This is a genomic window from Microvirga mediterraneensis (assembly GCF_013520865.1).
GTDB classification, from domain to species: domain Bacteria; phylum Pseudomonadota; class Alphaproteobacteria; order Rhizobiales; family Beijerinckiaceae; genus Microvirga; species Microvirga mediterraneensis.
On record NZ_JACDXJ010000002.1, the window covers coordinates 244666 to 257134 of the forward strand.

The 12469-nt window shown below is 60.1% G+C and carries 17 protein-coding genes; 10 read left to right on the forward strand and 7 right to left on the reverse strand.

The window, feature by feature from the left end:
• The first annotated feature begins 4 nt into the window (after positions 1-4).
• The 4 genes from H0S73_RS23500 (at position 5) to H0S73_RS23515 (ending at position 3004) form a co-directional block, all read left to right on the forward strand.
• Positions 5-373, forward strand: coding sequence for a hypothetical protein (locus H0S73_RS23500; RefSeq protein WP_181054636.1), 369 nt, complete (start codon positions 5-7; stop codon positions 371-373).
• A gap of 1092 nt (positions 374-1465) precedes the next feature.
• Complete coding sequence (locus H0S73_RS23505) at positions 1466-1753, forward strand: hypothetical protein (protein WP_181054637.1); 288 nt, start codon at positions 1466-1468, stop codon at positions 1751-1753.
• A gap of 245 nt (positions 1754-1998) precedes the next feature.
• On the forward strand, positions 1999-2148 hold the full coding sequence (locus tag H0S73_RS23510; protein WP_181054638.1) for a DUF1127 domain-containing protein: 150 nt from the start codon (positions 1999-2001) through the stop codon (positions 2146-2148).
• 526 nt (positions 2149-2674) lie between these two features.
• Entirely contained in the window at positions 2675-3004 is a 330-nt protein-coding gene (locus H0S73_RS23515; RefSeq protein WP_181054639.1) for a DUF6894 family protein, read from the forward strand.
• A 75-nt stretch (positions 3005-3079) separates the two neighbouring features.
• Here the strand turns inward: H0S73_RS23515 and H0S73_RS23520 are convergent, their stop codons facing one another.
• A complete protein-coding gene (locus H0S73_RS23520) occupies positions 3080-3319 on the reverse strand; it encodes a hypothetical protein (RefSeq protein WP_181054640.1) in 240 nt (79 codons plus the stop codon).
• A 155-nt stretch (positions 3320-3474) separates the two neighbouring features.
• On the opposite strand from H0S73_RS23520, the gene H0S73_RS23525 reads away from it, so the two are divergent.
• Complete coding sequence (locus tag H0S73_RS23525; protein ID WP_181054641.1) at positions 3475-3726, forward strand: ParB N-terminal domain-containing protein; 252 nt, start codon at positions 3475-3477, stop codon at positions 3724-3726.
• A 181-nt stretch (positions 3727-3907) separates the two neighbouring features.
• On the opposite strand, the gene H0S73_RS23530 is transcribed toward H0S73_RS23525, so the two are convergent.
• The 3 genes from H0S73_RS23530 to H0S73_RS23540 all read right to left on the reverse strand — a co-directional run bounded on the left by H0S73_RS23530 (position 3908) and on the right by H0S73_RS23540 (position 4987).
• Positions 3908-4330, reverse strand: coding sequence for a hypothetical protein (locus H0S73_RS23530; protein WP_181054642.1), 423 nt, complete (start codon positions 4328-4330; stop codon positions 3908-3910).
• Between the two features lie 126 nt (positions 4331-4456).
• The gene (locus H0S73_RS23535; protein WP_181054643.1) at positions 4457-4735 is read right to left on the reverse strand and encodes a hypothetical protein; all 279 of its coding nucleotides are present in this window, start codon (positions 4733-4735) and stop codon (positions 4457-4459) included.
• A gap of 3 nt (positions 4736-4738) precedes the next feature.
• The gene (locus H0S73_RS23540; protein WP_181054644.1) at positions 4739-4987 is read right to left on the reverse strand and encodes a hypothetical protein; all 249 of its coding nucleotides are present in this window, start codon (positions 4985-4987) and stop codon (positions 4739-4741) included.
• Positions 4988-5486: 499 nt separating this feature from the next.
• Between H0S73_RS23540 and H0S73_RS23545 the strand changes: the two genes are divergently transcribed.
• The 5 genes from H0S73_RS23545 (at position 5487) to H0S73_RS23565 (ending at position 8680) form a co-directional block, all read left to right on the forward strand.
• Positions 5487-5642 carry a DUF1127 domain-containing protein gene (locus tag H0S73_RS23545; RefSeq protein ID WP_181054645.1) on the forward strand — a complete coding sequence of 52 codons (156 nt, stop codon included), beginning with the start codon at positions 5487-5489 and terminating at the stop codon, positions 5640-5642.
• A 401-nt stretch (positions 5643-6043) separates the two neighbouring features.
• Entirely contained in the window at positions 6044-6334 is a 291-nt protein-coding gene (locus H0S73_RS23550) for a DUF6894 family protein (RefSeq protein WP_181054646.1), read from the forward strand.
• Between the two features lie 153 nt (positions 6335-6487).
• Complete coding sequence (locus H0S73_RS26425) at positions 6488-6796, forward strand: LuxR C-terminal-related transcriptional regulator (protein ID WP_181054647.1); 309 nt, start codon at positions 6488-6490, stop codon at positions 6794-6796.
• A gap of 805 nt (positions 6797-7601) precedes the next feature.
• Positions 7602-8000, forward strand: coding sequence for a hypothetical protein (locus tag H0S73_RS23560; protein ID WP_181054648.1), 399 nt, complete (start codon positions 7602-7604; stop codon positions 7998-8000).
• A 470-nt stretch (positions 8001-8470) separates the two neighbouring features.
• Positions 8471-8680 (forward strand): cold shock domain-containing protein, encoded by a 210-nt coding sequence (locus tag H0S73_RS23565; RefSeq protein ID WP_181054649.1) that lies wholly within the window; start codon positions 8471-8473, stop codon positions 8678-8680.
• 255 nt (positions 8681-8935) lie between these two features.
• On the opposite strand, the gene H0S73_RS23570 is transcribed toward H0S73_RS23565, so the two are convergent.
• The 3 genes from H0S73_RS23570 to H0S73_RS23580 are packed head-to-tail and all read right to left on the reverse strand — an operon-like array spanning position 8936 to position 12340.
• The gene (locus tag H0S73_RS23570) at positions 8936-9826 is read right to left on the reverse strand and encodes a hypothetical protein (RefSeq protein WP_181054650.1); all 891 of its coding nucleotides are present in this window, start codon (positions 9824-9826) and stop codon (positions 8936-8938) included.
• A complete protein-coding gene (locus H0S73_RS23575) occupies positions 9823-10704 on the reverse strand; it encodes a TniB family NTP-binding protein (protein ID WP_181054651.1) in 882 nt (293 codons plus the stop codon). Before H0S73_RS23575 ends, H0S73_RS23570 begins: the two co-directional genes overlap by 4 nt.
• Complete coding sequence (locus tag H0S73_RS23580) at positions 10646-12340, reverse strand: Mu transposase C-terminal domain-containing protein (RefSeq protein WP_343058485.1); 1695 nt, start codon at positions 12338-12340, stop codon at positions 10646-10648. Before H0S73_RS23580 ends, H0S73_RS23575 begins: the two co-directional genes overlap by 59 nt.
• Between the last annotated feature and the right edge of the window lie 129 nt (positions 12341-12469).

Genomic DNA, 12469 nt, shown 5'->3' on the forward strand with positions numbered 1-12469 from the left:
AGCCATGATCCGGGCTTCGTGCCATACTGCCGATAATGCACTCGCTCTCGAGTTCGACGCGACGCCTTGGTTTCGCGAGGCCAATGCGTTGAGCATCCTGCATCTTGCCGAGAAGGGCTGGTCCAGCGTCTGGGTCGCCGATGCGCTTGAGGCGCGGCCCGGCTACGAGGGCCTTCATCGGCTCATCGACTATGCGGCCACGCGACTGAGGGACGAGTCGCTCGAGGACCCCACCTGGGCCGCGATCGAGTGTGTCGTCAGCCAGCCTGATGCCACACAGTGGCTAGGAGAGAACAGGCCGGAGATCGCGCTGCTGCTCCAGCGCCGACAAGCCGATCCGGGGTCTCGCTCCACCCACCCTGCCGACCGCTGACAGGCAGCCGGCATGCGGCCTCACTCTCAGCCCTCGCAAGGAAATCCATCGATGCATCTCTTGGGAGCCTTGGAGCTCGAAATCCGGCCTGGAACACCGGACAACCCGGCAGGCGTGAAGATCGACCTCCTCCGCTACACCCCCGGGGCGAGGATGGACGCCTGTTCATCACGCCAGCATGCACGTGCTTTGGAGGGATCGAGGGGCAGATCAATTCCCTTCGGGACGAACTGGACGAGATCCGCGAGAGAGCTCAGCGCGCATTCCAGGTGACCTGAAACCAACATTTTGAGATCTTGTACTTCTTTGGAGCGGCGGAGTTACCCCTTCGGGCGGGAGCCTGAATCAGGTGGGCAACGTACACTCACCGAAAGACCTCGTAGGGGAGGCCATCAGATGAAGGTCGTGATTTCTGCTTGTAGCAACAAGGCATTCTCGCACGGCCTTATGCCGTTGGCGCACCTGAAACTCAGGCCACTGACCGCGGTGAATGATAACAACGCTGTGTTCAGTCCCCCGAGGAATTGCCTCCCCTATCACAGCAGAAGAGCCGCGTACGGACGAGCCGCGTTCATCGTTGCCGTGCTTACCATCGTGGCTGGCATCATCATGCTGCCTCTGCTTCAAGGTCTTGCGGTTCCCATCATGACGGCCAACGAGGCGAGACCGAAGGTCCTCCGTGGCAGCCCGATCGCCCCTACCCTTCTACAGCTACAAGGTCATGGGTGAGACAGTTTTCCTGAGCCACTTGCATGCCGCGCTGAGGCGACTGGGTTGATGTCCGAAACAGATACCGACCTGGGGTGCCCTTCGACATCGACGGGAGCTCCACATTTAAAGTCCAGACCAGTGGCCTGTCATGTCGATGAAGCCCATGAAAAAGCCCCGTCGGGATTGGTCAGAACGGGGCTGAAGTCTACGGAGGCGGTCAAGGGGTTGCGGGATGTGCCTCCGCATTGAAGACGTGGGGGGTGCCCCGTCGGCATACAACAGCGCTAGGGCGCTGAAGCACGACAATGTGATGGCGTTAAGCGCTAGAGCGCGACAGAAGCAGCGCCGGGTCTTCCCCGGTGCCTGATCCAGGAGGGGAACATGGGCGAGTGGAAGACAGTCTACGAGGACGAGGTCGAGGAGCGCTGGGTCACACTCAAGGTCTACGAGAGCGAGGATGATGGCGACGAAGATCCGGTCGTGCGCGTCACGGTAGCTCCCATCAAGGACGCGGAGCAGGATGAAGGCGGGCGGGAGCCCGGTGCGGAAGACGAAGACAACTCGATTACACTTGAGCCTGATCCTGTTGAGGACCTCGAGGAGGAGTTGCTCGAAATCGGCTTCAGCCCAGTGGCGACTGCTTGGATCGTCGGCAAGGTTCCTGCGTGAGCTATCCGGCAGCCGTAAACGAGGGGTAAACGCTCCGGATCCGTTCCATGCTCTTTCCGCATGCCAGGGCCGACCACTTTCAGGTTTGTCCTGTGCCGAGTGCGCTGTAGATGACCCGTCCTCCGCCACGGCCTCCCTGTGGCGGGTTTCCTCCCTAAACTCGGCCACCCCAAAGGTGGCCTTTTTTCTCGCTGCCCGTGCGCGGCGCCTTTGCGCTTGGGCTGGCTCATCATTGAGGTTGTGTCATGTTTTTATCAGTCGTTCTGTCAGGTCTTCGTCGCCGGTTGCGTGCTCGTGAAACTGCACGGCAATTGAAGGCTCTGTCGGACCGTGAGTTGTCGGACATCGGCGTTGCCAGGCACGACATCGCGCAGGTGGCACGCCAGGGTCACTGAAGCCTGAACTGAGTGCCGCGGCTACTGCTGGGATTGGATGAGGGGCAAGGACGGCAGTGCATCCGTACCTGCCCTTGCCCTTCGGGCCAAGCGGCCACGGGTCTCGCCTAATGCAGCTCGATGACGTCCTCGTGACGCCGCTGCGACTGATCTCTCAGCCTCACATCCCTTGATCTGCGGCAGATCCTCCGAGATCCCTCGTTGCCAAAGAGATCGTGACGCCTGAAGAGATGTATTTGCCGCGTACCTTCATCTGACTCGGCAACGATTTTTCTTCCGGCTCACACGGATGAGGTTCCTCGTTCCATACTGCACATGCTGCGCCTGTCGATGTCCACAGATTGTTTACCTGAGTCGGACAGGATGAGTGTGTCGGGCGCGTTGCGTATCAGCCCGAACAGATGCGGAGCCCCACGCTCCGCTAAGCGCCCTGGTTGAGGTTATCCTGACAGCACCTCAGCCGGGGCGCTTACCGCTTGGTACGGACCATGTCCGACGCAGTTGTGCTGGCCCAGAGGAGATCGCCGTGGCCCGCTACTACTTCGACATTCACGATGGCGCACAGAGCGTGCGCGATGACGACGGCGCCGAGTTCGACAGCCTGGACGCTGCGCTGCAAGCGGCAACCCGCTCAGCGGCCGAGATCGGAACAAACCGTCTGGGGAGGGGCGATACCCGCGATGTTGTCATTGAAGTTCGAGATGAGCGCGGCCAGCGGATCTGTACCGCCAAAGCATCAATGGAGATTGAGTGGCACGTCTCACGTTCTCAGGGTCCGCATCCTTGGAGTGCAGAAGTCAGCATAGGCAAAAAGAACCCGGCGCGGGGCCGGGCTCTGCCTCGGAGACGGTCATGAGCATCAACACGTCGGCTCATCAACGCCAACGCCCATCGGGCCGTTCCAGAACTGCCGCGCTGGAGGATAGGCTTCCTACAGCTGATTGCGGTTGCGGCCGCGACTGCGGGAGAAGTACCAGACGGCTGCGGCGACAATGATGGCGAGCACAATGAGCCACCAGTAATCCGCAAGACCTCCACCTGCGGCAGCATCCCCGGCAGGGGGAGAGCCGGGAGTAGCACCAGGTGCCGGGGTGGTGGGTGCTGGGGTCTGCGCCCAGGCAGACGAAACAGCCAGGAAGATGAAGCCGATCAGTGCCGTGAGTTTGCTCATGGATGTGTCTCCGGTTGAGGAAGTCCAGCGCATACGCAGACCAAATTGCCAAGCTGGGCCTGTCGGTGAACGCCCGTCGCGAAGGCATGTTCCTATGCAAGCCACCTTGCTGCGCATAAGCTTCACCTGAGAGGACAGACACAGGAGTAGTCGGGATGGTGTTGAAGCGGCAGATGCTTGCAGTTCAGGATGTCTATGTGCCTGTGAAACGACGTCAGACGGTGGATCCGCACAAGGTTGAAACCCTGGCCGAGAGCATGCTGGCGAAAGGTCAGGAAACGCCTATTCTGGTGCGGCCGGATGGTAGTCGCTTTGTTCTGGTAGAGGGCCTGCACCGGCTCGAAGCCTGCAAGGCTCTTGGAGAGACAACAGTCCCCGCCTACCTGGTTCAAGCCCGCAAGCATTGATCTGCGCTTGGTGCGCTGCTGGGCTGGATCGAAACGATCGGGCTTATGCAGGTGACGACTTCCCGAACGGCGAGAGGCGATTGGTCAAACTTCGGGAGAACGGCCATACTCGCTGGGTCTGGATATCGCGTGGCGACAGACTCCTGTGTGCTGCCGTCAATGCGACCCGCCCAATGGGTGATCACCACCCATAAGCCTTCATAAAGGTTGCCGTGAGGGTTCGCTCCTGCTCCGATGTCAGCGGTGGCGGATTGGCTCTGTTCCACGCGCGCTGGCCGCGCTGGATGAATCTCTTGCGTTTGCGCCTGGCGTCCTTGGGAAGATGCACAGCCAGGGACTCAAAGCTTCGTCGTAGTTGAATCTCCGTCCTCTTCCTGGATGGGAGGACAGCCTCCGCGGCTTCCGCAGCGGCGATGTCGCCCGGTGTTGGATCGGGATGGCGCGCCAGTGCATCCTCCTCAATCTGTAGGAAGGCTCTGTGCTGTGCCGCATCGTGCTCCTTCAGGCCGGGTGTGTGCTTGAGGAGGTATGCCTCGCGGGCCTCATCCAAATCATCTCGCCTGTGCTTGGCCAGAGGGGTCTGATTGCCCGGATCGTTTGCCATTTTGAGTTGGCCTTTCTGACGCTGCCTTTCCAAGAGAAGGTAGGCTCGGCGTGGTGCTTGGATGAAGGGGTGGGATTACCCCTGCTCGACGTCTCGTCTCCGTGCGCAGCCTTTGTGAATGCGAGACTACTCAGCCCAGTTCTCATGACCGACAGCGAGTGCACGCAATGTGATTTCGCCAGCGATCTTGGCGAGTTCCAAACCTTCCGGTGTTGGCTCAAACGACTCCAGCGGGAAGAACACGTCGTCCCCGCCGAACAGCACGAGCGTGTAGGGCGTATCTGCCTTGTCCTGCTCCTGCACGAGGGAGAGCATCAGCCCGCCGATTTCACCGAAGGCATGCTTCTCATCGAAATGGAGCGTCTGTGTCTCCGTCCGCTTCGGGAACTGAATGACCTCTGCCATGGCCTAGGCGTCCTCGCCAGCTCCACGGATCTCAGCATCTCCAAGCCATCTCTGGGCTTCTTCAAGACTGCCAAATGTATGCTCGGGTTCGGTGAACGGAGCAGGCCTCTCTCCAGGAGGCAGGTCGAGCAGGAGTTCTGCCGTCCAAGTCGCGTCGTCTGTTCTACCGCTTTGAACCAGGCTGGCGATGATCACCCCATGGAGCAGCACGTCATAGCTGCCAGGGGCGAGCCGGGAGAGTTTGTAGGCCATTCTGAACCTTTTGGAGAAGACAACGACAGTAGTAGGACAGGTAGTGGACCATACCGCCCAACAGAAGCTCTACTCAGCAGGGGCGTTCCGAGGCAAGCCTGCGCGAGTTGAACCTCATCTGTTCCACATCGTGAGGTTAACCTGCGGCGACTGTGGGCAGACATCGAAGCCTCTGGCTCGCCTCATGAAATAGCCACGGTTGGCGGGCTTGGTTTGCCCTGCGGTGTCGGCTCCACAAAGCCGCCTGCGCCTCGGCTGAGGGTCTCTGAACCCGATCTCCTCAGCTGAGGCGTTTGGCTTTTCAGGTTACCAAGCATCGAGCGAAAAGATATGCTCCCAAAGCAAGCTCTTGTAGCATATCTTGCTCATTCATGCCTTTATCGCATGACTCCTCTACGGCATTTGCTCTTCTTTTGTGCATCGCGCCAGCGTACTTTCTGCCTTGCAAAACAAGAACACAGGCCATCCCCGAATGGCCGCCGACCCGTAGGAGCTCACCATGTTCGTTTCTTTCATCCTCGCCAAAGTGCAGGCGTATTTCCGTTACCGGGAAACTGTCCGTGAGCTGTCGCTGCTCTCGAACCGCGAGCTCGACGACCTCGGCATCTCGCGTTCTCAGATCGACATTATCGCTCGCCAGACCGCTGCTGCCTAAGATCAGCTGCACAGCAGAATTCGCCCGCGCCCGCCTTTTGGCGGGCGTTTGCGTTTATTGGGCGCCTGAGGCGATTGGCCCTAAGAACGCGCCCTGCCCGCACGATGTGACGCGATCACTCGGCCAAAGGATCAACCTCTCCTCGAAGAGGCGCAAATCTCCTGGGCACAGGTTGACGTCACAGCCAGGCGGTCCATGTAGGCGCTAACTTATGTTACCGCGATTTATAGGCTGAACCTTGTTTAAGTGGATCCTGAACCCCCGGCGGGGTGAACTCGACTCCGTCAATGCCAGTTTGCTGGCAGTCGCAACCACAGCCGCTATCACGGCTCTCACGCTGTGTGCTCAACTTCCCTAGGCGAGATCGCCCTCCCCTCACGAAGGCCACACGGGGCAGATCCATGCCAACGCGGTATTATTTCCACCTTGTGAGCAGCGATGCCACGATCCCAGACGATACGGGTGCGGAGGCAGCAAACCTGAATGAGGCCAAGTCACAAGCCTGGCAGTTCGTCACTGAGTTGCGACAGGAATATGGTGACGTCATTGAGGATTGGGGCCTGTGGCAGCTGGAGATCGTCTGCCCAGAGGGAACTTTGTTGCACAAAGTGCCCCTGGCAATCGCCCTGAATTCAGCAGTGGGACTGAGAAGCTCAGGCCGGCTGGAAGCGATGTCTTTCAGATGGTGGTGACCACTCCCACTCCGTCCTGACCGATCCTCGTTATGCCCTGCTCTCCGAAGAGCAGCGGGGGAGGCTTCTCTACCACCGAAGCGCAATAGCACGTTGCCTCTGCACAGGAGACAAGTGTTAACGAGGGGTTAATCCCTCCGGCTGGGGGATGCGATGGCTAAACTGGACACTCCAATTAGGCATTTACACGCGGACGGGACACGACTGGCGACCAACCTGAACCAAACTCGGAGCCAGGGGCTGTCAGAGCCGGAGGCCCAAATTCTTCTCCTGATTGCAGCAGGCAAGCAGACCGGCGACATTGCGGCAGGTCTTGGGACGGATCAGGCTGCTGTGAAGGAACACATCAAGTCGATCTTGCGAAAGGCTATGGGCTCCCGCGGCCAGACTGGCCGCTCCAAAAGGATTGATCTTCTCCCCTCCGAGTTTCCATCGGAGATAGTTAGTCCCTTCATCGCCTAACGGGGCTTTTCCGTGGGCGGCGCTGAAACCGTTTTCAGCGGATGCATTGACATGAGGGAAGGCTGTACGCATCCAGCCTTCAGGAACTAGCTTCAGGACCGGGAGGCCTCCTCACCCACAGGCAACGGCGGGCGGGAAGGCCTTTCTGTTGCCCAGTGCGGCGTCAGGCATTCGTGAGTGTTCATGGAGCCGCCGAGATTTTCGCAAAAGATGTTTTCGCTGAATATCTTGCGCTGTATTCCACAAGCTGACCAGAATAAGCTCCGGAAACTTCCAATCGCGTTGCATACTGCGGCTTATGCGAAATTACTCGGCCTCTGTTATCGCCCGTTCTCGAGGTCGACCGACCGGCAAACTCCTCCGACAGGACATTGGGCGGCATCAGCCGTTCTGATCCAGGCAGGATGCACTGTTTCTCCAGGGGCGCAGAAGCTCGAGACCTGAACATAACGGTCGTAGGTCGTCGGTCCAGTGTGCAGCACGACTGCGCCTTGAGAAGCCACAATCCCTCTGGCCTGGGCACAGGTCATGTTCAGGGTTGTGGGTCCCGACTGAGGCATGGCGCCAGTCGCCAAACCCGCAATAGCGAGGAACACAAGGATGGGTTTCATGTTGGGCTTCCGATCTGCCTCAGCTTCAGCAACAAGCCCAACCCGCGTCTGTTCCATACTGACAATCTGCGAAATTGCGTGGCCTTCCCTGGCTGGTGGGCGACGGGGTTCCCGGTCAGGAGTAGAATGGATCGAGTAGCGTTGTGCTGACGCTCTGATGAGCGCCGCCAGCCCATCATGGGGGAGAGCGGCTTATGTCTCTCAAGCCTGGCCTCTTTGCGGCCCTGCTCTTCGTCGGCTATGAGCCGCCTGCGGAAGCCCATGACATCTACTCGCATCTGAAGGACAGGCTGGGAAACAGTTGCTGCAACGACAAGGATTATCGCCCCGCCCCTTACCGGGTGACGCCAGCCGGGGTGCTAATGCTCGTCAACGGAAGCTGGATCACTGTGCCGGACTACAGGGTCCAGTATCGCGCTCTGCCCGGGGACACGGGGGAAACAGCCGGGGGACATTGGTGCGGGGACACCCGCCACATGGTGGGCTACGGGATGGACTACTCAACCTACTGCGCAATCCTGCCGCCCAACGCTGCAGCGATCTTTGGAGCCCCTTTTGCGCTTAGGGAAGGTCCCATCCAACCTGTTCCCTAATGCGCCTACCAGAAATTCGCGGCCGAATACGGCGAAGGCCGCGGGGAGGAAGGGTCCCGCGGCCTTGCCCGTGGGGAGCGACGGGCAGCTTCGGGAGTCCAAGCGCCGTGCTCGACCATCACAGGTATTGATCGTGCGCCTGGTGCTGGTCAGCGTCAACGCTGACGACAGAGCTGGCCCTGCCCGCCGGGGCTCTTCTTCGCGTTCCATACTGGGTGTTACGCGAAACTGCGCGGCGTTTACTGCTCATGATGAGGCTTGGGATGAGGGACCACATTTCGAGCCTGGCGCTCCCCGGCCCACTGCTCATAGGCCGCTCCACCACACACTAGGAGTGCTGACGCTGGCAAGGATGCAGCTCTTTGTGGATGCTGATCTCTTTGAGGATCTATACGCGGCGCTCGACACTCTCCGCGTTCTGCGGTTAGATTTTCTCTCACCTGGGCGACTTCAACAGAGGGAAAAGCTTCGTGGCGACAGGAACGGTGAAGTGGTTCAACGATCAGAAGGGCTACGGCTTCATTCAGCCGGACAACGGCGGCAAGGACGTGTTCGTTCATATCAGCGCCGTGGAGCGTGCTGGCCTGCGTGGCTTGGCTGAGGGCCAGAAGATCTCCTATGAGGTTGGGGCGGACCGCCGCTCCGGCAAGGAATCGGCTGTGGATCTGAAGACGGCCTGATCAGGGCCGCTTGCCCCACGGCGGAGTTGAGACCTCGTCGGGTGCATCAGCGCTGGCGGGGGCTCAAGGACCGGGCGAGTTCGCGAATGACGCTGTCCTCGATCGCAAGGGCATCCTGATCGTCCTCGTTTTCCGCTTCGGCTTCAGCCTCAGCCGGTTTCGAAGGTGTCAGCTGACATCTTGGAATGAGAATATCGCTTTCCCAGCACCCTTGGGCATCAATAATGAGACAAATGGCCAGCCCATTTTCTCAAATTAGATGTCAATCGGAGGCGCGATGCCCCCGACAGCGACGGCCGCGAATGCCTCAAAGTGCCTCCTGTAGATCAGTCGGCAGGCTGGGCGCAGGTAGTCAATGATGCTGGCGGGGCTTGCCGCAACCGAGGAAAGGCCGGCGAGCAAGGCTACCCTCAGGTCAGGCGGAATGCTACCGATCGCTCCCTGGTTCACCCGGCGCTTCACCAATCGCGCATGGTCGTCAAACCCTGGGATGAGTTCGTTCAGCAGCCAGCCATGATAAAACCCATCGAAAGGCTGGCCGGGGCGATACCAGCTGGGCAGAAGCAACAGGCGCATCAGCGCAAGCGGCGCTTCAGGCATAGAAGTCTGGCCAGTTACATGATTCTCAACGAGGCACTCCCCGGCCCTCGCGCCGTCCCACCACCTTTCTCCAAAGGGGCTGGTTTCACGCAGACTCAAGGCACTGCCGTGTGAGCCACTGCGTTCCGAGAGCGGTCCGCCACACAGCCGGCAGGTGATCCGCCACGCCTCAATCCAGCTCTTCAGCGCCACACCATGAGCGCCCGCCGCCTGATGCTGCTCGACACATGACCGACAGACCAGAGCCCTGTTCTGCCGCGTCAGAAGCCGAGCCTCGGCCGGTAGCCCAGCATGGCTCATGCCGACGAGGCATGTGGGGTCGCAGCGGAGCACGCGTGAGAGGCATCCAACCTGCTCAAGGCTGAGCCGGTGATCGACTGTACGCAAGGTCGATACCCGCAGCCCGAGCCAGGCGATGAGTGCCGCTTCTGAGACAGCGTAGTAAGCAGCGTGTCGGCGCAGCCAGGACGAGAGCACCTCGTCCGGATATGCTTCAAGCACAACCGGAAAGGGCTTCGGTTCATGGTCGCGGCCCATCTCGGTCACTGGAAGGCGGGCTCCTCCTCGCTGACTGGCCTCCAAGCGTCAACAGCGGCATCGGTGATCTCCTCCGTACCGCTCTCAATTGCCGTGATCGCAACATCGTTGAGGAGCCGGAACACCCAGGCGGTGACGCCGCCCGTGACCTGGAGAATACGGCGTAGACCCCGCGGCGTCAGCACACTCGGGTGACGCAAGGGTAGGTTGCGGACGATGGCAAGCACAAGCTGTTCGAATTCCTCGTTGGCCGACCAGCGGAGCAATGTCATGACGTCAAAGCGCCGGGCGAGCTGGACGTCTCCATTGATCGCCTCACGGGCTTCGGCGATACCGACGCAGACGAGCGAGAGCTTGAGCTCGTTGCTAAGATACCGCAGCGTGTTCAGCATGACCCGCTGCTCACGCCAAGTGCCAGCGAGAATGTTATGCACCTCGTCGATCAGCAGCACCTGGACGCCCACAGCTCGCAGGAGGCGTACCGTGGCCTGTTCGAGATCGACGATTGTGGCACGCGGACTATGGGGAGCGCCCAGCGCGGCCAGGATCTGAGCAAAGAGCCTGCGCTCACTGGGGCGTCCGGCCATCTCAACGACAAGCAGCCGGGTGCGTGCCGTACCGGTGTCGGGGTCGAAGGTGATGGCATGATCATCCCTGAACTTTTCGACAATCATCGACTTGCCCATGCCGCTGTCGCCATAGATTGCGAGCGAGGGCATCCGGGTCGTGCGAGGAAAGGCAAGCAGATGCTCGAACTGGTTAAGCACCTGCCGGGCTCGCGGATATGGAATCCAGCGCTTCGACCGGATGAAGTAGATCCGCTCGTGGTCAGGTCTGGTCAGGACCTGTGCGGCATCCTCGGTCAGGTGGGCTGGGGTGTCGATCATGCTGACTGCTCTCTGCGGCTTCAAGAGCCGTAGGTTGACGCGAGTCGATACCCTTGAGCGAGCCGAATTCGATGCCATCCCCGAAAGAGTTCAGCGCGTCCATAGGTCTCTGGCGCGCCTGAGCCGTCTTCTGGATAGCCTCGTCAATAATGCGCCGCTGAGCGAGGGCCGTCCGATGCAAATGGTCCGTATTGCGCTCGGCCCGCCCTGCCGCTCGCTCGCGATGCTGCGCTGCAGTCCATTCCCGCAGCGTCAGGGAGGGAAAGGCAAGATTGCGGGTCCGAGCTTCGACAAAATGCCCTGATGGACGCTGCACGAAGATCCGTGAGACATCCCGAGGGTCGTATTTGATAAGGACTGCCTGATCGAGCCGGCCGACATCGGCTGAGAGGACGGTCGACCAGTAGGCAATTCCGTGCAGGTGGATGCCGTCGGGCCGAAGCTTGCGGTGGGCATCGGGCAAAAAGGAAACCCAGAACGCCATGCGGTCCAGAGGCATCCTTAGCGCCAGACTCGCCTCGTTCTCACGCCAGACCGCGATCGGCGGGCGCTGGAGCGCGCGGTGGATCTCATGATGGTAGCGTCCCGCAATCTCCCACGCGATGATACACTCCAGTTCGCGAAGGGTCAGTGCCGAGACCTTCTGCGGGTCGATTTCACCGCGCTGGGATAGATTGCTCCCTGTCGAACCCGGCAGGAGGTGAACGCGCCCCATCATGGTGCCGATGAGGCGCTCAATGTGACCGCCATAGTGAGGTGTTCCGGGCGGACGCCAGACGGTTGCGATGCCCTCATTCCGGCACGCTCCGACGAAGGCGCGCGAGCGGAAGTCTGCACCATTGTCGACATGCACGGTTTCGGGCAGCCCGGCCACGGGCCAGACCGTATCGACCCCTCGCTCCTGTAACCATGTTGTTTTATCGTAGACCGCGTGCAGCATGCACAGGCCAACTGAAACCCGCGACGGTGGGTCGAGTGACAGATGAAAGCCCGTCACCATCCGCGTGAAGATGTCGATTGCAAGCGTCAGCCAAGGGCGGCGCTCGATTGGCTTACGGGTGACTTCGTCGACAAGAAAAATATCAACCTGCGTATGGTCGATCTGCACAATTTCGAGAGGGCGCGTGGCGACGTATTCTCCAGGAACGGGCCGGGTTGCCTTGATGCCTTGCGTGTCGCGTCGCTTAAGCGCGCGGACGCGCCGATCAATGGCATCAACCCGCGCTTTGACCGTGCGTCTGTCGGGTGCAGGCCACCCCTTTGCGGCGAACCGGGCATGAACCTGCTCGACGAGGTAGGTCAGGGTCGGGCGGCTGGGATGAAGATAGATCTCCCGGATCGTTTTGGCGATGAGCGCCTCGCGCGCTTTATCGAGCACGAACGTGCCTTGTCGCCGCCCACGCGATCGCGGTTCGAGCGCCTTCACTGTTTGGGCGGTTCGGTAGGCTTCGACCAGCCGGTACAAAGTAGCTCGGCTGACCCCTAGCTCCCAAGCGACATCTGCAACATCACTGCTCTTGAGGCGTTTGCCTTCATGGCGCTTAAGCAATTCACGGATGGCGGTCTCACGGCGACAACCCTCGGCCCATTGCCGATGCCGCTCCTCATCCTCGTAGATGCGCTCCTCGTCGCTCACCCTGACCTCGGAATTGACGCCAACGTTGGGAGGCAATCGTCTCAAAAGAAATGTACAAAGCCAATCAAATTCTCAAATTAAATGTATAATCTCAAATTAAGTGCTCAAAGCTAAGTGCTTGAAAACGCT